The following is a 23,406-nucleotide window of genomic DNA, read 5'->3' on the forward strand; positions in this document are numbered from 1 at the left end:
CATCTAGTTCACAATCAATTCTTACAAATTGGCAGCAAACCAATCATTTCTTGAAGCAATTTATTGGCGACTCATTGCCGTTTTCACAGATTGATATTCGCTTTGCCGAAGAATTCAAACGCTTTTTGATTTCCGCACCTTGCGGTGGAAATCGAAAAGAGACTCTCTCGCGAAATACAGCGGCAACCTATTTTTCCATTTTCAAAGCTGCACTGAAACAGGCATTCATCGACGGTTATCTGACCATAGATTTATCGGCGAAGATTAAGGGTATTCAGGCACAGGAATCACGTCGGGAATATTTGACGGCGGAAGAACTTAATACGCTTGCCGGGACATCCTGCGAACGGGAAATATTGAAACGCGCGGCATTGTTTTCAGCCCTTACTGGCTTGCGTCATTGTGACATCCAAAAACTAAAATGGAAAGAAATACAGAAAGAGGGAAATGGTTATCGCTTGAACTTTACGCAACAGAAAACCAAAGTCGTAGAATATATACCGACTTCAGAACAAGCCTATCAGCTTTGCGGTGAACCACGTGAACCAGAACGTCTTGTTTTCGAGGGATTACCCTCTCCATCGTGGATTTCCAAGCCGTTGGAACGATGGATTAAAGCAGCCGGTATAAGCCGACGAATTACATTCCATTGCTTCCGGCACAGCTACGCCACTCTACAACTTTCCAGCGGCACAGATATCTATACCGTCAGCAAGATGCTGGGACATACCAACGTAAAAACAACTCAAATCTATGCTAAAGTCGTGGATGAGAAGAAAAATAAGGCGGCACAAGCCATACAGCTAAAATCCATAGAAAATAAAAAATGAAGAAAAGATGAAACCCAACTATTTCGAATATATCATTGTCTATCTATCTGTGCTGGTAACTTGTGTGTTAATTGGCGCACTGGCACGGCTTTTTGTTGTGGGGGCAGGCGCCGATGAGTTTACCGCCAACATTGTATTCTGGGCAGTTACCGCTCTGGGTGTGATTGCTTATGCCGTGCTCAACCTGCTTATTGAAGGTCTTTTTACGGCAAACCGTCAAGAAATTTTTCCCGAAGAAAGAAATCTCGAAAACGTCCAACATTTCTTCCGAAATTCCTCAAAGTTTAGAAGCTATGAGAGCCGATCAGCGCCGAGCGATGGAAGATAAGAAACGTGCAAAAAGAGAATTTGCCGTTCACTATACCCGAAAAGAATTTGCCCCGTACGTTTCTGACAAAGATATGGAACAGCTTTGCCGGTATGTGGAACTTTATTCGGAACAACATCCTCTTTCTACGATTCAACCAGTCAGAGTAAAGGATTTATCTACGTTGGATATTTACCATTTCGCGTGGAATATTTGGAAGTCCTTCAACATTGGAAGACAGGAAGATATAGCCCTCTTCCTCAAAAAAGTTTTTGCTGACCTTTTAAAAGATGTAGAACCCGAAAGCATCAAAAGCCATTTAAAAGATGACCCTAAGAAAGGAATTATTTTGATTCAGGAAAAGTTATCGGACAAATGATTAAAGGAAAAGACTAATTCTGAAAAACAAAAAGCAGTCCTAAAACTGCCCTCTATCCTCTCACCGTTCCGCACGAAATCCCCATAACGCATTCCGGTTCCGTTCAACATCGGTTTCATTGCTTGCCTTGCAGGCACAACGAAACCTTAGGTGTTAGCAGCTGCCTTTCTCTATATAATCATTAGTATTTAAGTGTCTGTTGTTATATCGCCCCAGTTTTCAGCATATATAACTAACCAATTCAGAGCAAAGTGTCTTTCCATTACAATATCTTCATTGATTTTTGCTGGAATTGGTTTACCATTAAGTGATGCGTCTCTAACAGCCCAATGTATTCTATAAATCATGTCTGTTTCGTTTAGAATGTCTTCTGTGTTGCGAAGTTTTGAATTATTTATCCATTCTGTTGGGTCGTTATCTAAGTTTGGTAAGTTTTTGTAATTGCTGAAATCACAAATATCTGTCGGAAAGGATAAAGTATCGAAATGTCCAAGCGACCAAAGTAAAACATTTAAGCACTCAATTCGCCATGAGATAGAATTATTTTCTTGTTCTGTTCTTATCGGCTTTTCTAAATACTTTTTCTCGTTTGGTGAAACATAATTCCAAAGGTTGTATTTTTTGAAGTAGGAAATCATTTCTTCTGCTGTCCTTTCGTTGTGTGCAACATAAATAAGTCCATAAATAACAACAGATTTACAAGCAACCTGTCTTTGGTCTCTGAAACGGGCTTCTGCATAGTCCTCCACAAAAGGAAGATGCTCCAAAATTGGAATTCCTTTTTGTCTTAGAAAACTATTGGTAAATTCTTTTCTCTCTTGCATTGTCAACTTATGGTCGGTAGCATAAACTGTTTGCATTGTCATTCTCTTTTTGTTGCTATTTTGTCCGCAACCAAAAAATGAAAATATACTTGTCAATATTCCCATTGTTATTATTTTAGTAATATGTCGTTGTCGTGTTGTCATATAGTTGCCGCTAACACGCAAATATCCGCAATCCTATTGCGCACATTCACCTTAATCGGTACACATCAAGCAATAAAAGTTCCTTTGCAAAGGTACTATCTTTCCACATAACAGCCTCAAAATATTGAATTTATTTATCATTATTGAGTAGGAAAGAAGAAAATTAACAATCCGTCGCGTGTTTTTCATAGTGTTTTCCCAGTGGCTCGCATCACAGCCTAATCACTTATTTTATTTGCACCGTATCAATCAAAAACGATTATTATAGAAACAAATGAAATTTCTTTTGAAAACCTGCCCAAGGCAGTAGCACACTTAGTCAGCGAAGTGGCTGAAATCAAATCATTGGTAGAAAAAAGGCAACCGCCTACCGTTCCCGCCAAGCGCATTCCGATAGGAATAGAGGAAGCGTGTAAAATCATCGGTAAGGCAAAACCCACTGTTTATGCCCTTGTTCGGAAACGATTCATTCCCTGTTACAAAAACGGCAAGAAGCTCTATTTTTTTGAAGAGGAACTGCTTGCATGGATAGAAAACGGACGGAAAAAGATGGTGCAGGAAATCAGCGAAGAAGCGCGCGCTTTTACCTCAGGAAAAAGGACTCGCCCTGTTTACCGATAAAATCGTTGTTGCGATGAAAGAAAAAAGAACCGGCAACAACGGCGGTAAACAATCCAAAAACGAACGCATCAAAACATTCCTTCGCGAGCATTACGATTTCCGTTTTAACACAGTAAAAAGCCGTACCGAATTTCGTCCTTTGACAGCGGATGAACCGTTTTCGCCCCTCACGAAATTCGACATCAACTCAATGCGTCGTTTGCTGGATGCCTCAACGGGTATCAACACATCGGGCGAAAACATCCGCGCCATTTTGGAAAGTGATTTTTGTCCGAAAGTCAATCCCGTGCAGGAATATTTTCGTTCGCTGACCGAATGGGACGAAAACCGACCGTCCGAAATTGCACGGTTGGCACAATGCGTTACGATTGTCAATTCCGAAAAATGGCAAACCTATCTCTTAAAGTGGTTGGTGTCGGTAGTCGCAAACGCGATGGACGACTTGCACTGTCGTAATCACACCTGTCTGGTATTGACAGGCGAACAAGGAAAGTTCAAAACCACGTTTCTGGATTTGCTGTGTCCCGAGAAGTTGAAAAGCTATCTCTTTACAGGTAAAATCGATCCGCAGAGTAAGGATACCCAAACGCTTATTGCCGAATACCTATTTATTAATATCGACGACCAACTGAAAGCTTTGAACAAACGGGACGAAAACGAACTGAAAAATCTTATCACTACGCCACGGGTGAAATACCGCCGTCCGTACGATGTGTATATCGAAGAATACCCGCATTTGGCGAGTTTTATGGCATCGGTAAACGGCAACGATTTTCTGACCAACCCCACCGGAAGCCGTCGCTTTTTGCCTTTTGAAGTGGAACATATCGACATCGAATCTGTCAAGCAGATAGCTATGGATAACGTGTATACCGAAGCTGTTTGGTTTTGGGAAAATGGGTTTCGGTACTGGTTCAATGACGATGAGATTGTGAGGTTACACCGCGAAAGCGAAGCTTTTCACGTGCAGACGGTAGAGTACGAAATGCTACTGAAAGGATTTGAAAAGCCCGAAGAAACATCGGAAAGCTATATGACCACATCGGAAATCTTATCCTATTTGCGCGGATATACAACCATTAATCTGCAAGAAAAACGAATGGGCGAAGTGCTTAAAAAAGCGGGATTTGAGCGGAAATCAAAACGCATAAACGGTAATCCGCTGTATGTGTATCATATCCGCAAAATCTCGCCCAATCCTTTTATTCCTGCACTTTACAATGAAATGTAGTTACTATCTTACTACAAATAAGGATAACTCAATGAAAGAAAAAGAATTACGTCGTAGTGAGATGCAAAAACTCATCTTACGACCAACTTACTACCTACTACATTCCAAAACTAATGAGTAGTTACTACAAAAATCGTGTTTACTACATTTTTTTCTTTCATTGTCAATTGCTTATACAAAAATAGAAATGTAGTAAGATAAACCCTGAAAACTTAGAAAACTTTTATAAAACAAAAATAATTATGACAAACGAAAATATAAAACGCATATCCATAAAGGATTACCTTGCCCATCAAGGTATTTATCCCGCCAAAGAACGCAACGGTTACGGAATGTACAAAAGTCCATTTCGTGACGAAAAAACGGCAAGTTTCAAAGTCGATTACAAAACCAATCTTTGGTATGACTTCGGAAATGGCAAAGGCGGAAGTATCATCGACTTGGTGATGAAAATGAAGCAATGTTCATTTATTGTTGCAACACAAATTTTACAAAAAGAAAATCATTCATTTCCCTTTTTTCATGAAAATTCCATCAGAGAAAAAGCGACAACGGCATTGTCGATTTCAGAAATCAAACCGCTTGAAAATTCTCAGCTTTTACAATTCCTACAAAGTCGAAAAATCAATTTGAACATCGCCAAAGCCTATTGCAAAGAAATCCATTACCAAATTGGCAAACGAAACTATTTTGCCATCGATTTTCCCAACGATGCGGGCGGTTACGAATTGCGAAACCCACAATTCAAAGGTTGCATTCCACCCAAAGAAATTACTACGTTCGATAAGAAAACGCCTGCGGTGCATCTTTTTGAAGGATTTACAGACTACCTCTCTTTGCTGACAATGCAAGCCAAACAAGCCGATGTTTCCGCCATTGTCTTAAACTCACGTGAGTTCGATATAAGGGATAATAGGAATGATAGAGTTTACAAAGTGTTGTAAATCAGTGTAATTTCTTATGTATTTCATTGCAAAAGTGGTGAATTATCTGTGTCTTAGTAGTTGATAATCAATAAGATACAAACAAACAAAACACCACTTTATGAAAACAAATATAGTTGAAATTTTCTGTCTTACCGATGATTTTTCCAAACTTTTCGATACCTTGATTCAGCAAAGAACCCTTTGCGAAGGAAACAAAAAGCGAAGAAATCGCAAGTTTAGGATGTCCGATGCTGAAATCATGACTATTCTGATTCTTTTCCATCATTCGAGGTATCGCGATTTTAAGTCCTTTTATCTTCAATATATTACGCAACAATGTCATTCGGATTTTCCTTCGTTGGTCTCTTACAATCGTTTTGTGGAATTACAAAGCAAGGTGGCATTCAAACTAATTTCATTTCTCAATATGTGTTGTCTGGGCGAATGCACCGGTATCTCATTCATTGATTCCACACCTTTACGCACCTGCCATATCAAGCGGGCACACGGGCATAAGACCATGAAAGGGTGGGCCCAAAAGGGCAAATGCAGTATGGGATGGTTCTATGGTTTCAAACTGCATATTGTGATTAACGACCGGGGTGAAATCATTCAATATCAAATCACACCGGGGAATACGGATGACCGTGCTCCACTTAAAGGCGGAACCTTCACGAAGAAACTTTTCGGCAAACTTGTTGGCGACAGAGGATACATCTCACAAAGTCTTTTCGATAAGCTCTTCATTGACGACATACACATGATTACGAAGATAAAGAAAAACATGAAAAACACTCTGATGAGCCTGTATAATAGGATATTACTTAGGAAAAGAGCCCTTGTGGAAACCGTTAATGACCTACTCAAAAACGTTTGTCAAATAGAGCATACACGACACAGAAGCGTCAATAATTTCGCCATTAATTTGATTGCCGGCATAATTGCCTACAATCTGCTACCCAAAAAGCCGGAATTAAACCTAGAAATCATACACAATCCATCAACCCACTTAGTACACCACGCTTAGACCGAACTCACGTTAAACTCAGTAACCAATCTTGAAAAAGCCATCCCGTTTCTCTCGAAACACGAAAAAAATCAACGCTTTTTTAGACAACGACGAAGCCGGGAAACATGCCTTGGAAAAACTACAAAAACTAAATTTGCCCATTGCGGATATTTCAAAAAAGTATGCGGATTTTAAAGATCTGAACACGTATTTATGCCGACAAAAACAAGCCGATAATTTATCCGTAAAACCGAAAAGAAAAGGATTAAAGAGATAAGGTCAAACAATCAGAAACCTTCGGATTTTGTGGGGAGCAAGTTTGTGTTTTAGTCAGACCAAAACCTTGCTCTGCGAGGCTTACTACATCCCGCTGGTCTATTTTATCACATTACAAAATCAGCATATGAATACAATTAAAAACAGAAATACAAACGGCAGACCCGCTAAACAAGCTGCTGAAAAAAAGAAGTACAAGGTTACCCTGAAAATGGCTACCGAAGAATATTATTCGTTAAAAGCCAAAGCGCGTTCGGCAGGAATAACCCGCAGTGAATACATCCGTCGGTGTATTGCTTCAAGCATCGTTAAGCAACGGTTATCCCCAGAACTGATGAACCATATCCGTCAATTAACCGGTATTGCCAATAACGTCAATCAGATTGCCCACAAAGCCAATGCAGCCGGATATTTTCAGATTCACAAGGACAATCTTACCCTGAACGAGCGATTGGATAATCTGATAAAACGGATAGAAGATGATTGCTAAAATTGTTCAGGGACGTGGATTCCGAGGCGTAGTCAACTACGTATTGGATAAAGACAAAGCGGAGCTATTGGACGGCGACGGCGTGCGATTGAAAGACAAAGAATCCGTTATCCGAAGCTTTATTAACCAAAGCAAACTAAACCCGAATATCTCAAAAACCCGTAGCGCATATATCCTTGGATTTTTCGGCGCAGGATAAGCAACGGCTTAACGATAAAATGATGGTGGGCATCGCCAAGGAATATATGCGGCAGATGGGCTACTGTAACACGCAATACATCATCGCCCGCCATCACGATACCGACCATCCGCACATTCATTTAGTTATAAACCGAATTAATAATGACGGAAAACGAATTTCAGACCAAAACGAAAAGTTGCGAAGTACAAAATTCTGTTTGGAACTGACTAAAAAGTATGGGCTGTATATCGCCTCGGGCAAAGAAAACGTAAAGCGCGAACGGCTCAAAGGAAACGACAAAACCAAATACGAGATTTACGACGCCCTTCGGAAATCTGTTCCCCGATGCCTGACATGGGAGCAATTACAACAAAGCTTGAAACAACAAGGTATAACGATGGATTTTAAGATGAACGGCAATACCGACAAGATACAGGGCATTATCTTCGAGAAGGATGGTAATCGTATTTCAGGTTCAAAAGTGGACAGAGCGTGTAGCTTTTCAAAGATTGATCGCCAAATCAAAGACAATGCCTATCACGCATTACAGGAAGCAGAAAGGCAAGAGGAAAAAATGTCGGAAGGAAACGGTATCATAAACACAATTGATTCGATTCTTGGTCAGCTAAAGATTTTTTCCTTATTGGACAGTCCGCATTACGACGCCACGCTTGCCGATTACATTCAGTCGTTGAAAGCCCGCAAACTGGCGACTAAAAACAGAATCAGAATACGCAGAAGATTATAACAACAAAAAAACAGAAAGATTATGAGTACAGATAAAATGAATGCTTCGGCAGTATATACGCTGTTTGAAGAATTGAAACAAGAAATAGAGACATTAAAAAGATTGCCGCAAAACATCCCCAATGAACCCACAATAGATTTGGGTAAGATAAACTTATTGTTCGACGAACTGAAACGTGTATCTGAACAACGGCAGTTTACACCTGAACAAATAAAAGTGTTGAAAAACACCTTCGCTCAGATTGCAGGCTTTGCCATAAAGAAGACCTTTGAAAAGGTGGATGAAAAGCATTCCGAGTTGAACGAACGATTTAAAGCTGTGGAACAGAAAATATCTCTGCCCGAAAAAGATAGCCATTCCGTTGTCCGCAAAGAGCACATTTTCAGCATTGACTTCAAAAACAGTAAAGCAGCTCTCACGCTGATTGCATTGGGATTTCCCCTTTTACTTTCATTGGTAGGTAATATTTGGCAACTACACGGAAATGCCCAACTTTCGGACAATGATATAAAGTACCGTTATATCAAAATGTACGGCAAAATCAGTTCTGAAAATCTCTTAAAACTGGAAAGTGTTTTTACGTACAATCGGGATAAGAAGAAAATATCGGTTATCCGTAAACAAGTGGAAAAGTACGAACAGTTAGTAAAAGAGCAGGCGGAGAAGATGGAGCGGAAAAGGATGAATGATTTTGAGACAAATAGACTGAAAAAGGAAATGGAAAAGATGAAGAGGAAATAAAAATCATGATATTCTATTTATATGCTATAATATTTTACATCTTTGTATTCTAACATAAAGCAATGGTCAATGGGTAAACCGCTGAATAGAATAAAAGAAGTACTTGAAGAAAAAGGAATTAAACAAACTTGGCTTGCTGAAAAGCTGGGCAAAAGTTTTGCTATGGTCAACGCATACGCTTGCAACAGGCGACAACCGAATTTGGAAGTGTTATTTGAGATTGCGGAGATATTGAAGTTGGATGCGAGGGTATTAATTAATAAAGATTCTAATTAATTTTACTGAAATATAAAAAGATACAAAAAAAGGATTGTAATCAACAATAAAGCACTATAATTATATAAATACAGTTTTATGGCAAAAGAAAGTGTATTGTCTATGGCTGATAAGGAAGCCATAGTAATTGAAAAATTAATTTTTCATATTATCATAACCGATGAAGTTATACCTACTTATCTAGATGAAATTGAAATAACAGAAGAGCAAAAGAAATTTTTCAAAGATAGGTTATCTGATGCTGCTCAAGGACGACAATATATATTCACTCCTGATAATCCTCATATCAAAAGATTAGGACGGGAAATATTAAAAGCAGATAATGATAAATTTGTTGAATTATCAAAAGAAATAACGGAAAGCTTTCATCAAGCTCATAGGGGCAATACAAATAATGGAGTATTTATTGTTTCTATTGCTTCTATAAGAAAAAGGCAACTATTATTTCTAATCAAGTTAGACCATAAAAAAGTCTATGAATATAAATTAAAAGGAGCAAAGGCTCTTCTAGAAGAAGTAAAAAACACTTTCATTGAGGATAAGTCTGCCATACAAAAAGTGGCTTTAATTGATATTAATTCAAATGTTGTATGGGATGTTTTAGTTTATGATAGAAGTAAATCTGGAGGGATTACAGATTTTTTTGCTAAATTTTTATCTGTATTACCTCGTGAAACAGAATCTGATTTGACACGAAAGTTTCAAAATATGGCACGTGAATGGGCTTCTAATAATATTGATATTAGAGACACTAAACAAGAACCATCAATGTATAAAAACAGAGCCCGCAATTATCTTGTAAATACAGATTTAGTAGATTCTGATAATTATATTAATGCCGTAATTATAGATGATAATGATTCAAGGCGTAAAAAATCGAAAGAATCCTTTAAAAAATTTCTTGAAGAAAAAGGCATGTATGGGCAAGAGTTTACGCCTAAAAGAGAAGCTTTAACACCAAAAGAGCAAAAGAATATAAGACAAACAGCAGAAGGGGTTAAAATAGAATGGATGGGAGAAGCCAAAGATAATAATATAACAATAAGTCAAACACCAGACCAAAATGGAGAATATACTATTGTTGTAAAAACAAGTCAAATTAAAGATATTCAATAAACATGTTTGCTCGTATATTTCGCGATTTATTAGAATTGGAGCCTCTTTCAAATAGAATTAATTATTTAGAAAATTGGAGTAGTATTTCTATTGAAGGGACAGGAATTCTCTCTCCCTCTCTCTGTCAAAAATTAGCACAAGATTTTGAAACTTTAAATATAAAAGGAGCATTATCTTTTTTTATTGGAGACACAAAATATTCAAACATTGATGAGTTCATTACTGATTTCAATGCAGCAGAAATTTGGAGGCTGAATATAAATAAAAATACTATATTATCAAGTAGTATCGAACCTGATAATAGAATAAACTTCTTTTACTCAAAAATACATTTTATAGAATGGATAAAGCAAACAAATCCTTTTAATCCAGAATATTTTGCAAATAAAGAACAGTGTAAAATATTTGTGAATGGATTAAAAAAAAGTTTTGGTGGCGCTAAAATAATGGTTTGTGGAGAGAACTGCGATTTTCCAGTAGTTGATTGGGGAAAATATAATGAAGATATTATTAATCATAATATTCACATAATTGGTAATTCGGACATAGTGATAAAACCTCTTAATCATTATATAGCAATTGGAGAATTAAATGAAGAATCAAAATATTTTTTCAGGAATTCTATTTTAATATTATTGGCATCACTTAGCAGTGATTTGTACGATACTGGTAGAGTAATCCTTAGAGGTTATCGCAGATTACTTATGCAATTAGGCAGGAATTATTTTGGAAAAGAAATAACAAAAGAATATCAAGAATATTTAGCTATAGCAGTAAAGTGGATCTATGAAGAAAATGAACGTTCTGATTTACGGCTTAAATTATTGTTAGAGAGAATTAGTTTGGATATAGATATAACTTTGCCATATATTCAAGGCTTGTTTTCTATAATTCAAGACGCAACTATTCAAGCTAAAGAGAGGTATTCTTTTATAACGTATGAAAGAAAAGACCAATATTTTAAAGAATTAAAAGAACTATTGAGAGATATAAGAACCCTTTCAGATCTTTTCTCAACCAAAATTCGTAACATTTTGGGTAATTTACTTAGAGATGTTTTAGCCGCCTTATTACTAATAGGAATAACACAAATATCAAAAATATCTGAAATAAAAAATCTTTATCAAAATAATTTTTTAGAATATGTATTTATAGCATTTGGAATATATTTCATAGTTTCAGCTATTTTGCAGTTTATTGTTGATTCGATTGATATTATTCGATCATATAACGAATTAAGTTATTGGAAGGATATAACAAGAGAGTACATGTCTAAAAACGATTATAAAAAACATATCAAAGAAACCTTATTAAAGAGACTATGGTTAAGCCTCCCTATTTATATTATTATATTGCTATTATATATAATTATAGGGATATATTGTTTCAAAATTCCCTCTTATCTGATTTCATTTATCAATTAGTACAAATAATATAAAGCAATATGATACAACTATACAAATTACTATATCATTCTTCTTTTCTTCATTATGTTGGAAATAAAAATCTTGATGAAGGAACAGTAATCTCAAATAGCCCATTGAATGTTTCACGAGAAGCTAGCCCCGATTTATTGAATTATTTTTTAAAGCCTTTTACTGAGAATCAAGAGTACTATCAGCTTTTCCACGATAGCGAGCTAAACTTAAATGAAGTTTACACTTATGTTTCGAAAATATTTGATGATATAGATCAACTTCACGAGCAATCCATTAATTTAGCAAAGCATCTTTATAACCAAAGTGTCCATCCTAAAATCAAAGGAGGGGAATTTTATACTGTATATTTTAAGGATTGTATTTTGGATGGGGATACAGTGGATGCAGTCGGCCTATTCAAATCAGAAAATAAGGATACATTCCTAAAAGTCCTTCAGCAAGATGGCAATTTTAATTTAGAGAGTGAGAAAGGAATTAATATAAAGAAATTAGATAAAGGATGTCTGATTTTCAATAAAGAAAAAGAGAATGGTTATGTTGTAGCAGTTGTGGATAATACGAATAAAGGAATTGAAGCCCAATATTGGATTGATGATTTTCTACACATTCGTTCAAGAAAAGACGAATATTCCAACACACAAAATTTTATGTCGTTAGCCAAAACTTTTGTAACAAAAGAATTACCTAAAGAATTCGATGTGCCTAAAGCTGACCAGATTGATTTATTAAATAAATCCTTAAAATTTTTCAAAGAGAAAGAAAAGTTCGATATAGAAGATTTTGAGAATACTGTAATTGCTCAACCTGAGATAATTGAGAAGTTTCATCAATTCAAGAAAGAGTACGAGACTTCTAACGACATTGCCATTGACAATCAATTTTCCATTTCCGATACTGCACGAAAAAAACAGCAACGTTCCTACAAACGAGTTATCCGACTTGACCAACAAATTCAAATCATCATTGACGGTAATCGTGAAAATGTAGAACAGGGGCAAGACGAAAAGGGCAAGTATTATAAAGTATATTACAAGGAGGAGGATTAATATGATTACAAAATTCGGAGTTTCTTATTTATCTCTTAGCTGCAATTCAGATATTATTGAAGCTATAATAGACACCTACGTTGATAAATGTAATGAGGATTTTTCTTTTAAAGATGTATGCAATTACATTAAATTCATTGCTGAAGAAAAAGGGTATTTTGAAAAAGAAAAAAATACTGAATATAGTCAAATCGAATTACAAAGAAAAGATATTTACAAAATCAATATTATATTATGGAAAAAAATATGGGATAAGATACTTATTGTTGATTTTGATAAAAGTAGGCATAGACCATATCCTAATGAATTTTATTTTATTAAGATTGGTAAACAAGTATAAAACATTCTACTAAATGTAATGACTATATTTTCAAAATATCCATCCTTTTTTTCACGATGTACAAAGGAAAATATTACATATGAATCCAGAAACCAACCGCATAGAATACAAACGAGAACTCATAGATGATTTGGAAAAAGAGGCAATCGCTTTTCTGAATTATCATGAAGGAGGCATAATTTATATTGGAATTGACAAGGCTGGAAAGACTGTTGGCGTTTCGGATATTGATGGTGATATGCTCAAAATCAAAGACCGTCTGAAAAATAACATTATGCCTTCTTGTTTGGGGTTGTTTGATGTGGCTGTTGAAAGCATCGACTCGAAAGACGTGATTAAAGTAACTTTTGCCAGCGGTACAGAAAAACCATACTATATCAAAAAACTTGGTATGTCAGAGAAAGGTACATTCATCCGTATCGGAACGGCTGCGGAACCGATGCCTGTGAAAATGATTGAATCATTATTTGCCAAACGTATCCGAAATTCCATTGGAAAAATAAAGTCCCCAAATCAGAATCTTACCTTTGAGCAACTTAAGATTTACTACGAGGGAGCAAAGAAAACGCTCAATCAGCAGTTTGCAGCCAATTTGGAATTACTTACCGAAGAAGGGCAATACAACTATGTGGCATATTTATTGGCAGATGTCAATGGAATATCTGTAAAAGTGGCTAAATACGATGGGTTTGACAGAGTGGACTTAATGGAAAATAACGAATACGGTTATTGTTCATTAGTTAAAGCCGTGAAACAAGTGCTGGATAAGATGGAGGTAGAGAACAAGACATTGGCTAAAATAACCTCAAAAGAACGTGAGGAAAAAAAGTTATGGAACCCGGTTGCTTTGCGTGAAGCAGTGATTAACGCCATTGTCCATAATGACTATACTTCGGAAGTGCCGCCCAAATTTGAGTTCTTTGATGACCGGATAGAAATCACTTCATTTGGAAGTTTGCCACAAGGCATGACTGAAAGTGAGTTTTTTGAAGGCTATTCAGTTCCAAGAAATAAAGAATTGATGCGGGTGTTCAGGGATTTGGATTTGGTGGAGCACTTAGGTTCTGGTGTTCCTCGTATTTTGAGAAGTTACGGAAAAGAATGCTTTAAGTTTACGGAGAACTTTTTGAGAATGACATTCCCAGCATCCGAGCAAGTTACCGAGCAAGTTACCGAGCAAGTTACCGAGCAAGTTACCGAGCAAGTCAAAGAACTTATTGGAATACTTGACAAGGTGATGGATAGGCAAGAAATACAGAATAAGTTGGGACTTTCTCATAGAGAGAATTTCCGTTCAAATTATTTAAAGCCTGCATTAGAACAGGGATTTATAGAAATGACTATACCTGATAAGCCTAACAGCAGTTTGCAAAAATATCGGCTGACAATATTAGGGAAGCAATTGAAGAATAAGTTCTATTTTGAGGGACGCAGAAATGAGTGATAATACAAAAATATCCATCCGCTTTTTCGACGACCGTGAAGTTCGTGCTGTTTGGGATGAGGAAGATTCTAAATGGTGGTTTTCCGTTTTGGATATTGTCGCTGTTCTTACCGACCAAAGCGACTATACCAAAACACGAAACTATTGGAAATATCTCAAAGCCAAACTGAAAAAAGAAAACAGTGAAGTGGTTAGTATTACTACCCAGTTGAAACTTCTCGCACCTGATGGCAAAAAACGATTAGCCGATATGCTTGATTACAGCGGGATTATTGCGCTCGGCAAGCAGTTTCCCGGCAAAAAGGCAAATCGCTTTATCGAATGGTTTACTTACAGCGACGAAAGCATCGACGGAAAAAGTAAAACAAAAGCATACGCCCTATTTGAAAGTTCTTTTATTGACGGCATAGAAGAGGGAACAGCCAAAGGCCTACAGCAAATTCATGCCTATCTATTTGGTGGGCTTTACGATTTTGCCGGACAAATAAGGCAAAAGAACATTTCAAAAGGCGGTTTCCAATTTGCAGTAGCACATTTTCTCGGCAATACCTTAAAGCAAATTGAAGAAATGCCCGAAAACACATTCGATGAGATTGCCAATAAATATGTAGAAATGAACATTGCCCACCCATTCATGGAAGGTAACGGACGAAGCACAAGGATTTGGTTGGATTTGATATTGAAAAAGAACTTGAAAAAATGTGTGGATTGGAGCAAAATCGGTAAAACCGAGTACATGAACGCAATGATAAAAAGTGCTACTAACAGTGCGGATATAAAAGACCTACTGAAAAATGCCCTCACAGATGAAATCGACAGCCGCGAAATGTTCATGAAGGGAATAGACTATTCATATTATTACGAAGAAAATGAATAACTATCGAACAACAAAATGGCGATAATCTTACCGATGATAATCGTTTTATTCGTATCGTATTTGTACCATAAATATATAATTCACTGATAACCAGTAGTAATTTCTTTTGAAGAAGTGAAGTAATTTCGTCTTAGCAACGATAACAAACTATAATCAAATCGCAGTAATACGTTGTATTACTGCGATTTTTGTATTCAGGCACAGGAAAGGACGTCGAGAATATTTGACAGTGGAAGGACTTGATGCGCTTGCCGTAGACTTTCCCTTGGTTGCTTTTAATCATGAATTGAGACTGTTGCAAAAGTCAACAGTCTCGTGGATTTTGGAGGCAAAGCCGACAAAAGACACTTTGACCGGGCAGAGAAGGTAAAGTGCAAGGCGCTAAGAGTGAGTGCACAGGGAGTTTACTTCAGGTAAATGACCAAGCGCGAATCTCACAAGCAACGAAGCAATTGGCCTGCTATACAACGGTCTCGAATTGATGGTGATACTGTGCTCTGACTAAAAGACACTCAACCCGAATGTCCTACTCCCAATAGCATCACTGAGCGATTTTATGAGACTTATAGGCGAATGGACTTACTAACATTTATGTGACTTAAGTTACTAAGTGGCTTTGTCCATTTGAAGAAATAAGTCCGACTCATATCTTTCAACGAGTTGAACTCACTTGAGTAGGTTTTAGTGGACAATAATAGCTTTTGATACACAAAATTACTGCTCTTCAGTCTCTATCTTTCTTCTTGCGGGGCCGACGTTTATAACCAGTATAGAGCACGATGATACTTGTCAACCCTAATACAAACACGAATAAATCCACACCTAAGTTACCTATAAAAGGTTTGTATAGCCGTCCCGTATGAAGCTCCAAGGCAAATTGCCAGAGTGAATAAGGCGTAGCGATGAGTGTGGCAGGTTGGGGCACAAAAGCCGCGACACTGCAATCAGCTTTACTACCTACAGTAGCAGCGCCTTTGACACATGCCCCCCTATCATAAAGGAAGATAATATCAGGCCTTGCCGTATGCCTGATGATACCGCTTATCAGATGGTTGCCCACCGGCCGTCCTCGCATCGGCACAGCTGCCTTTCCCGTAAAATAATCTACAACACCTTCACCATGTCCCTGTAGTGTAGGGTCGATGATATACAATCCGGTAAATGATCCTATCAGCCACTTTCCATCGGCTGTTTGTTCGAATACATTAATACCCATAGGACTCATAGGCGGTTGCATGGTCCATCTCTTCGGTTTGGAATCCAATGTCTTCATGACATAGAATCCCTCAGCCGTAGACATGAGCCACTCACCCCGATGTTCATCATAGCGTAGCGCTCGTAGCCTGTCGTTCCAGGCATTATCGCTATACAAATGACTTATCTTCCACGGCTTTGCTTTTGCAAATATCAGCGGAAGCATCATGGGAGGACGGAGCATCCACCCCGTCACTGTAACGAATAGCAACAAATAAAATATCTTTGCTCCGAGCAGGTTGTGCCATTTGAGATTGCTCTTGAGCTTACCGGTCAGCGACTTTCGTCTTTCAGGTTGCATCACCTTGCCTCTCTTCTTGAGTTTATGGCTACGTATGGTAAAGAGTATACCCGTAACGCACAGCACCATCATCACAACACCCAGAATATCCACAATCAGTTGTCCTGGAGTACCGAAGTACTCACCGCTGTGCAGCATCCATACAAGCTGAAAGAGTAGCATACGCCCCGTGTAGTCGTCAGGCTTGAGCAATTCTTTCTTTTCCCATGAGAGGCGATCAGGAGATGCTCCGTGAGAGAGTTTACTCACATATACGTAGGATCTGCTCATCATAATGAGAGAGTCTCCCCGTGTGCACAAGTCTGTAATGCGCTCGCGCAACCCCCGGGGTAATGCACACTGCTGCCATCGTCCCCTGTCTAATAAGTACAATCGGTATTGTGATGCTGCCCATAGGTTATCCTTCACGTCGGCGGTCATAGCCACCACTTTAAGCTCATCGGCTCCGTGAGCAAATCCCTCACGGGATGCCGCAGCCTTGGTTGTCAGCGTAGAGTCGGTCACCCATATACCGGCATTGCCGTAAATATAATATTGACCTTGGTGCATTACGGCACCCCGCACTGAGGCGTTGTTCCAGTTGTCAAACGAATAGCTCTCGGGCATCATAGCGCGAGGCACATCTATCTTTCTGAGTAGATCTCTATGATTGAGCAATATGCCGGAGAGCGAAGCAAAAAAGAGTAAGATACACAGGGGAATGCCTATATACTTGTGCAATTTGCGAGCAGAAAACCTTTTCATTGTTAAGTGAATATAAAAATAAAGAAGCCTTACCGGTATTTCAACATAATAGATCAGTAAGCCTTATACTGTAGAAAGTCTTGTGAGATACAAAATTAATTGCTCTATCCGAGATGTACCATACCTTGAAATGGGTATTCAGCTCAAACTATCCCGTTACTTGTTTTTCACAATTGCACGCAAATCACTAAATTCGTGATGCTATTGCTATTCACTAAATTAAATATGATGAGAACTACTTTACCGCCCATGCATATGCGTTGCCCTATTGCTTTACTTATGATGCTGGTATTCAGCCTTACATTTTCAGCCCCATCTATGGCTTCCAAACCCGACAATTGGCATCACAATAAATATAGTATGTTTATCCACTACGGGTTATATAGCCGGCTCGGTGGCGTATGGGAAGGAAAACCCGTCACCAGCGGATATAGTGAGCAGATATTCTCCTTCGGCGTGCATTTCACAGACTGGTACGAGGAGGTAGCTCGCTCGTTCGCTCCTTCGGCATGGAATGCCCGTGACATAGTCCGCCTGGCTCAAGCGGCCGGTATGCGCTCTATTGTATTTACATCCAAGCATCACGACGGATTCTGCATGTACGGCACCCACACCACACCCTATAATATAGTAGAAGCCACGCCCCTCAAACGTGATGTCATGAAAGAGCTTGCCGATGCCTGTCATGAAGCAGGCATGAACTTCGGCGTTTACTTCTCTCTTATCGACTGGCACTACCCTCCCGCCATGCCTGTGAGCAGTCACAATGCCGATAGCATCACCCCCATGCACCACCGCTACAATATGGATCAGATCCGCGAGATCCTCACACGCTATGGATCTGTGTCCGAGTTGTGGTTCGATATGGGGAGTATGTCACCTGCCCAGAGCCGTGAGATGTATGCCTTGGTACACCGGCTGCAACCTGCATGTAAAGTGAGTGGTAGGCTTGGCAATGACTATTGTGACTTCAGTGTAATGGCAGATAATAAGCTACCCGAGCATCAGCTCGACTTACCGTGGCAGGCAGCAGCCTCCATATTCTCAGAGACATGGGGCTACCGTTCTTGGCAAAAACGAGGCAATCCTGAGGACAAGATACGTGAGAAACTACACGATCTCGTCACAGTAGTGGCTCGCGGCGGTAACTATCTGCTCAATATCGGTCCTAAAGGCGACGGCTCTGTAGTACCTTTCGAAAAACAAGTCCTCGAGGGTATGGGGAGCTGGATCAAGAAATATGAATTTGCCATCTATGGTACCGAGGCAAATCCTTATAATAAGGTATTCGATTGGGGAGAGATCACCCGACATGGTAATAAGATCTATCTCTTTGTACGCCCTCAGAGTATGGGGGCCACAATCACCTTGCCTCCACTCACCTCTCGCCCTTTACAAGCTCGCCTACTCACAACCCCCGGGAGTAAGAACATCGACATACATATAGCACCACGGGGTGATATGGAGCTACACTTACCCACCACTCCCGATAGCCGTGCACCATGGGATATCGTGGAGGTAAGCTTCGAATCGACACCCACGCCTCTCTCTCCCGTCATACACTCTGCACCCGACTTCACCACGGCTCAAAAAAGCTATGCTTATAGTTGCTGGGACTACTACACCGGGCACAACACTATCACCTCGCTTAGCTGGACGGTAAACCAGCGCCCCACTGACCTACTCTATACCCAAGAAGAAATAGGACGCAAGATAAAATTGAACATCAATGGCACCGATCAAATCTTGCAGCTAAGAGCATCGCAGGCCCGAGAAGTCACCATCCCACAAGCTGAGTATACTCGCCTTGCATTTGGTACACCCTATGGCAAGCTTATCGGTGACATCTTCGGAGCCATCCCTGACCGAGTGTTCAAGGTAAATAAGGTATCCGAGCTGGACAAGGCTACAAAGCTCGATACGCTCTCCGGCTCTTTGCCTGTGGGCATACTTGCAGGTTATCTGTATGCTCAGGACATCCAAGCCCCGCACGATATGGTGTTGCCCGTAGAAGTTACATATGGCAACGGAGTGTACGTCATGCTCAATGGCGAGCTCATGACATCGTATCTCACACGTGATATAGCACAGCCCAACAAACGCATGATACTGCTACCACTGCGAGCCGGTCACAATCGCTTGGCGGTGAAGTTTTACAACCGTTTTGCTCAGAATCTTATTTGGGGCATTGCCTTTACACCGCACTACACCACATATTCCATACCGTTACGTGCCTCATCGCACATCAAGGCTCCTTACCGCATTCAACTGGATTGGGCAGATGACCACCGTCCTGCATCGGAGATTCACGGCACCAATATCAGATTTACAGCTTATTAGCAAAGCTCTCTGTTTTTAAGCATAAAAGTTCCGACTCTTCCGACTCGGGACTTTTTTGCTTTTGATCAGAGTAAAGTGGATATGAGCCAAAGCAAGGGTAAAAACTATCATTTTGTCAGATTGAGAGAGTGTGATGATGTAGTGCTATTTTTAGGTGTACAGCCAAGTAGCAGGTATTGACAAGGGCGGGTGTGATGTTGTATCTTTGTGGTTGTGCAGTTCCTGTTTATTCCGCTACATCCTTTTTTATTCTGATTGATAATGATATACACCAATATGTGCTCTAAGACAAATCTGCCCTTGTTGATGGGTACTCGCCATAGCTTATCCTCTCTCATGAATGAGTGTGGCATGGGGTGGTACGCCCCATAGGTTGTTGTCTATTGAGACCGTTGCATAGCAGACCAATTGCTTCGTTGCTTGCGAGATTCGCGCTTGGTCATTTACCAGAAGTAAACTCCCTGTGCACTCACTCTTAGCGCCTTGCACTTTACCTTCTCTGCCCGGTCAAAGTGTCTTTTGTCGGCTTTGCCTCCAAAATCCACGAGGCTGTTGACTTTTGCAACAGCCTCCTATTACACCGCATTGTAGACTCGATCTCCCTCGTACAGTGCTTTACCAACGGGTATTGCTGATCTTGCTTCTACACCCTTGACCTTACTCACTTCCAGCCTCTCAAACTCCATGAATCATCATATCACATCTCTGACCTATAACCATCCGGTGAGCCGGGTTCCCTATATAATTCGGTAGACTTATCCTATACTGAGGCTCAACTTATCATACACGGACAACTGACCTATCCTATACGGACAATGATCTTATCCTATACGGACGACAGACCTATGTACACAATCGGTAGACTTATCATAATAGAATTAGCCTCCCCCCCTTGCTGCTAAGTATATTTGCCCAGCACAATAAACTTCTGTAATATGAAGGCTGTATATTTTTCAGATATTCATTTGCATGGGGCATTGTAGAGGCTCAATTTATTTTGCCCCCTATTTTTTAGAGTTTATCAGCGTGAAAAAGCCGTTTCTTATTTAGACTTTGTACAAATAAGCTTTGTGTCTTAACTAAGATGTGATAAAATTCATTGGACATGAGCCATTTGTCAATTTATTTAGTAGCATTATTGTGAGCAGATTACTCTTACACCCTACTCCTTCTCATAACTCGTGTGTTTTTGACATTATGCTACTTCGTAAAACTTAAACGGGCACAAGAGTTGTTGAGCATTCGATTTGAACGGTGAACTGATATTTTGGCAAAAAACAATGCACTAATATTCGCAATAACTCATTTTATCGAAGAGAACTTACACCTATACATCCCATAAATAAACGGATTGTTGTAAAAAAAGCGGAGGGTGTGTCACAGAGAAATAACTTCTCACGACACACCCTCTCTATGATATTCGGCTTATTGCCCCCTTTGGAAAAGCCTACTGCTTCTCCGAAGAGGAAGCAAACGACTTACAGATTGTCCTTCTCAATATCTTTGAAATAGTTGTAAGTACCTACCTTGAGTTCTATGCAAGCAGCTTCGTCACATACAATGATACCCTTGGGATGCATCTGCAAGGCGGTGATAGTCCACATCTGGTTTACAGCACCCTCTACAGCTTGCTGCAAGGCGCGTGCCTTGCCATGGCCGTTGACCATGATAAGCACTTCTTTGGCATCCATCACGGTACCTACACCTACTGTCATGGCAGTCTTGGGTACTTTGTTGACATCATTGTCAAAGAAGCGACTATTGGCTATAATGGTATCCGTAGTCAGTGATTTCACACGGGTGCGTGAGGTGAGTGATGAGCCGGGCTCGTTGAAAGCAATGTGACCGTCGGGACCAATACCTCCGAGAAAGAGGTCTATACCACCAACACTACTAATAGCCTCTTCGTATGCGGCACACTCACCCTCTACATCAGTGGCATTACCATTGAGGATGTGTACATTTTCCTTTTTTACATCCACATGAGAGAAAAAGTTGTTCCACATGAAAGAGTGGTAGCTCTCAGGATGATCTTCGGGCAGACCGATATACTCGTCCATATTGAAGGTGATCACATGCTCGAAAGAGACCTTACCGGCTTTGTGCGCTTCAATAAGAGCTTTATAAGTACCCAGAGGAGATGATCCGGTAGGTAATCCAAGCACAAATGGTTTGTCGGCTGTAGGTTTTGCCGCATTGATCTTTTCTACTACGTAATTAGCTGCCCATTGAGAGAGAGCTTTATAATCAGGTTCTATGATTAGTCTCATTGCGTAAATAAAAACTTAAAGGGTGAATAATAATTATTTATTGATACGGTCGGCTTTGAGTCGCTCAGCTACAGCTTGCCCCAGTGCCCAAGCATCGTCGAGTACAGCATCAAGCCCTGCCATTTTCATCTCCACAGCGGTGCCTACACTCTCCCAATGCATTTCTTCGGCAAAGGGGGCGAGTTTCTTGACGGCTTGTCCTGACCAACTGAATGACCCAAAAGATGAGTAAATACGATTTTTGACCTCGCGTACTCGTATCATGTTGAGTATATTCTCAATAGGCGTAAATATGCCATTGCAATAAGTGGGACTGCCTATGACGACCGCTTTGTATTTGAATATATCCCGAAGGATAATAGAGGGATCGGTAGAACTTACGTTGTGACATACAACTTCGCGAATGCCACCCTCGGCAATGGAAGAAGCAATGGCGTCGGCGAGCTGCTCTGTATGACCGTACATCGAGCCATAAATGATTACGGCTCCTTCTTCAGCTTCATAACGTGACATACGATCGTATATTGTGAAAGCCTCGGCAAAATGAGCTTGAGTCCATACCACACCATGGGTGGAGCATATGTAATCAATCTCGATAGGCATCTTCTTAATATTATCCAAAACCTTCTGTACAAAATTGCCGTATTTACCTACGATACAGGCATAATAACGATACATCTCGGACAAGTAGTGGTCCAAATTGGTATCGCGGTCGAACACATGCCCGTCCAGCGTGCCGAAAGTACCGAAAGCATCAGCGGAAAAGAGCACTTTGTCGGTCTGCTCATAAGTAAACATGACCTCCGGCCAGTGCACCATGGGAGCCATAAGGAAAGAAAACTCATGCTTGCCGGTACGCAGAGCTGTACCGTTGCCCACTTCTACCACATTGTCGATAATACCGTAATATCCCTCGAGCATGTTCATCGTTTTCTTATTTCCCACAATTTTAATATTGGGGTAACGCTGACGTAGCAGACTGATAGCTCCACTGTGATCAGGCTCCATATGGTTTACCACAAGATAATCTATGACACGCCCCTGAAGTATGGACTCAAGTTTGTGGAAGAATACATCGGCAAAAGCAATATCAACGGTATCTACAAGCACAACCTCCTCATCCATGATGAGGTATGAGTTGTATGACACACCGTGTGGCAGTGACCACATGTTCTCAAAAAGTGGTTTGTTGCGGTCATTGACTCCTACATAGTAAATAGATTCGGTAACCTGAGGTACTTTGTACATGATA

The 23,406-nt window shown here is 39.8% G+C and carries 23 protein-coding genes and 1 pseudogene; 20 read left to right on the top strand and 4 right to left on the bottom strand.

All coding sequences use genetic code 11. The features are described 5' to 3' along the window. Positions 1–2: 2 nt before the first annotated feature. The 3 genes and pseudogenes from VYJ22_RS11165 to VYJ22_RS11175 all read left to right on the top strand — a co-directional run. A pseudogene (locus VYJ22_RS11165) lies at positions 3–830 on the top strand (site-specific integrase); the annotation flags it as partial. Between the two features lie 7 nt (positions 831–837). Then, complete coding sequence (locus tag VYJ22_RS11170; RefSeq protein ID WP_329904151.1) at positions 838–1,158, top strand: hypothetical protein; 321 nt, start codon at positions 838–840, stop codon at positions 1,156–1,158. Then, complete coding sequence (locus VYJ22_RS11175; RefSeq protein ID WP_329904153.1) at positions 1,148–1,516, top strand: ligand-gated ion channel; 369 nt, start codon at positions 1,148–1,150, stop codon at positions 1,514–1,516. The genes VYJ22_RS11170 and VYJ22_RS11175 overlap by 11 nt, the downstream gene beginning before the upstream one ends. Positions 1,517–1,704: 188 nt before the next feature. On the opposite strand, the gene VYJ22_RS11180 is transcribed toward VYJ22_RS11175, so the two are convergent. Then, a complete protein-coding gene (locus VYJ22_RS11180) occupies positions 1,705–2,445 on the bottom strand; it encodes a DUF4272 domain-containing protein (RefSeq protein ID WP_329904155.1) in 741 nt (246 codons plus the stop codon). A gap of 303 nt (positions 2,446–2,748) precedes the next feature. Here VYJ22_RS11180 and VYJ22_RS11185 point away from each other — a divergent pair, with 303 nt between their 5' ends. The 16 genes from VYJ22_RS11185 to fic all read left to right on the top strand — a co-directional run bounded on the left by VYJ22_RS11185 (position 2,749) and on the right by fic (position 15,245). Further along, entirely contained in the window at positions 2,749–3,105 is a 357-nt protein-coding gene (locus VYJ22_RS11185; protein WP_329905615.1) for a helix-turn-helix domain-containing protein, read from the top strand. A 13-nt stretch (positions 3,106–3,118) separates the two neighbouring features. Then, positions 3,119–4,336, top strand: coding sequence for a VapE domain-containing protein (locus VYJ22_RS11190; protein ID WP_329904157.1), 1,218 nt, complete (start codon positions 3,119–3,121; stop codon positions 4,334–4,336). 242 nt (positions 4,337–4,578) lie between these two features. Further along, the gene (locus VYJ22_RS11195; protein ID WP_329904158.1) at positions 4,579–5,280 is read left to right on the top strand and encodes a CHC2 zinc finger domain-containing protein; all 702 of its coding nucleotides are present in this window, start codon (positions 4,579–4,581) and stop codon (positions 5,278–5,280) included. A 100-nt stretch (positions 5,281–5,380) separates the two neighbouring features. Then, positions 5,381–6,289: an IS982 family transposase gene (locus VYJ22_RS11200; RefSeq protein ID WP_329904160.1), complete on the top strand. Its 909-nt coding sequence runs from the start codon at positions 5,381–5,383 to the stop codon at positions 6,287–6,289. A gap of 31 nt (positions 6,290–6,320) precedes the next feature. After that, a complete protein-coding gene (locus tag VYJ22_RS11205) occupies positions 6,321–6,548 on the top strand; it encodes a toprim domain-containing protein (protein ID WP_329904162.1) in 228 nt (75 codons plus the stop codon). 126 nt (positions 6,549–6,674) lie between these two features. Beyond that, positions 6,675–7,037: a MobC family plasmid mobilization relaxosome protein gene (locus tag VYJ22_RS11210; protein WP_329904163.1), complete on the top strand. Its 363-nt coding sequence runs from the start codon at positions 6,675–6,677 to the stop codon at positions 7,035–7,037. Further along, a complete protein-coding gene (locus tag VYJ22_RS11215) occupies positions 7,027–7,236 on the top strand; it encodes a hypothetical protein (RefSeq protein WP_329904164.1) in 210 nt (69 codons plus the stop codon). The genes VYJ22_RS11210 and VYJ22_RS11215 overlap by 11 nt, the downstream gene beginning before the upstream one ends. After that, entirely contained in the window at positions 7,214–7,966 is a 753-nt protein-coding gene (locus VYJ22_RS11220) for a relaxase/mobilization nuclease domain-containing protein (protein ID WP_329904165.1), read from the top strand. The genes VYJ22_RS11215 and VYJ22_RS11220 overlap by 23 nt, the downstream gene beginning before the upstream one ends. A gap of 21 nt (positions 7,967–7,987) precedes the next feature. Then, on the top strand, positions 7,988–8,707 hold the full coding sequence (locus VYJ22_RS11225) for a hypothetical protein (protein WP_329904166.1): 720 nt from the start codon (positions 7,988–7,990) through the stop codon (positions 8,705–8,707). Between the two features lie 69 nt (positions 8,708–8,776). After that, complete coding sequence (locus tag VYJ22_RS11230) at positions 8,777–8,983, top strand: helix-turn-helix domain-containing protein (RefSeq protein ID WP_329904167.1); 207 nt, start codon at positions 8,777–8,779, stop codon at positions 8,981–8,983. 78 nt (positions 8,984–9,061) lie between these two features. Beyond that, positions 9,062–10,099, top strand: coding sequence for a nucleoid-associated protein (locus VYJ22_RS11235; protein WP_329904168.1), 1,038 nt, complete (start codon positions 9,062–9,064; stop codon positions 10,097–10,099). Positions 10,100–10,101: 2 nt separating this feature from the next. After that, positions 10,102–11,523: a hypothetical protein gene (locus tag VYJ22_RS11240; protein WP_329904169.1), complete on the top strand. Its 1,422-nt coding sequence runs from the start codon at positions 10,102–10,104 to the stop codon at positions 11,521–11,523. A 20-nt stretch (positions 11,524–11,543) separates the two neighbouring features. Continuing rightward, positions 11,544–12,584, top strand: a complete 1,041-nt coding sequence (locus VYJ22_RS11245) for a nucleoid-associated protein (RefSeq protein WP_329904170.1) — start codon at positions 11,544–11,546, stop codon at positions 12,582–12,584. A 1-nt stretch (position 12,585) separates the two neighbouring features. Then, a complete protein-coding gene (locus VYJ22_RS11250; RefSeq protein WP_329904171.1) occupies positions 12,586–12,924 on the top strand; it encodes a hypothetical protein in 339 nt (112 codons plus the stop codon). A gap of 79 nt (positions 12,925–13,003) precedes the next feature. Next, positions 13,004–14,368, top strand: a complete 1,365-nt coding sequence (locus tag VYJ22_RS11255; RefSeq protein WP_329904172.1) for a Fic family protein — start codon at positions 13,004–13,006, stop codon at positions 14,366–14,368. Then, positions 14,361–15,245: a protein adenylyltransferase Fic gene (fic, locus tag VYJ22_RS11260; protein ID WP_329904173.1), complete on the top strand. Its 885-nt coding sequence runs from the start codon at positions 14,361–14,363 to the stop codon at positions 15,243–15,245. Before VYJ22_RS11255 ends, fic begins: the two co-directional genes overlap by 8 nt. A 724-nt stretch (positions 15,246–15,969) precedes the next feature. On the opposite strand, the gene VYJ22_RS11265 is transcribed toward fic, so the two are convergent. After that, the gene (locus VYJ22_RS11265; protein WP_329904174.1) at positions 15,970–17,544 is read right to left on the bottom strand and encodes a PepSY-associated TM helix domain-containing protein; all 1,575 of its coding nucleotides are present in this window, start codon (positions 17,542–17,544) and stop codon (positions 15,970–15,972) included. Positions 17,545–17,769: 225 nt separating this feature from the next. Between VYJ22_RS11265 and VYJ22_RS11270 the strand changes: the two genes are divergently transcribed. After that, positions 17,770–19,884: an alpha-L-fucosidase gene (locus VYJ22_RS11270; RefSeq protein WP_329904176.1), complete on the top strand. Its 2,115-nt coding sequence runs from the start codon at positions 17,770–17,772 to the stop codon at positions 19,882–19,884. A gap of 1,478 nt (positions 19,885–21,362) precedes the next feature. Here the strand turns inward: VYJ22_RS11270 and nagB are convergent. Together nagB and VYJ22_RS11280 are read right to left on the bottom strand one after the other, a co-directional pair. Further along, entirely contained in the window at positions 21,363–22,154 is a 792-nt protein-coding gene (gene nagB, locus VYJ22_RS11275; protein WP_329904178.1) for a glucosamine-6-phosphate deaminase, read from the bottom strand. 33 nt (positions 22,155–22,187) lie between these two features. After that, entirely contained in the window at positions 22,188–23,402 is a 1,215-nt protein-coding gene (locus tag VYJ22_RS11280; RefSeq protein WP_329904180.1) for an FprA family A-type flavoprotein, read from the bottom strand. Positions 23,403–23,406: the final 4 nt, after the last annotated feature.

The sequence above is a fragment of the Porphyromonas pogonae genome (assembly GCF_036320655.1).
GTDB classification, from domain to species: Bacteria; Bacteroidota; Bacteroidia; order Bacteroidales; family Porphyromonadaceae; genus Porphyromonas; species Porphyromonas pogonae.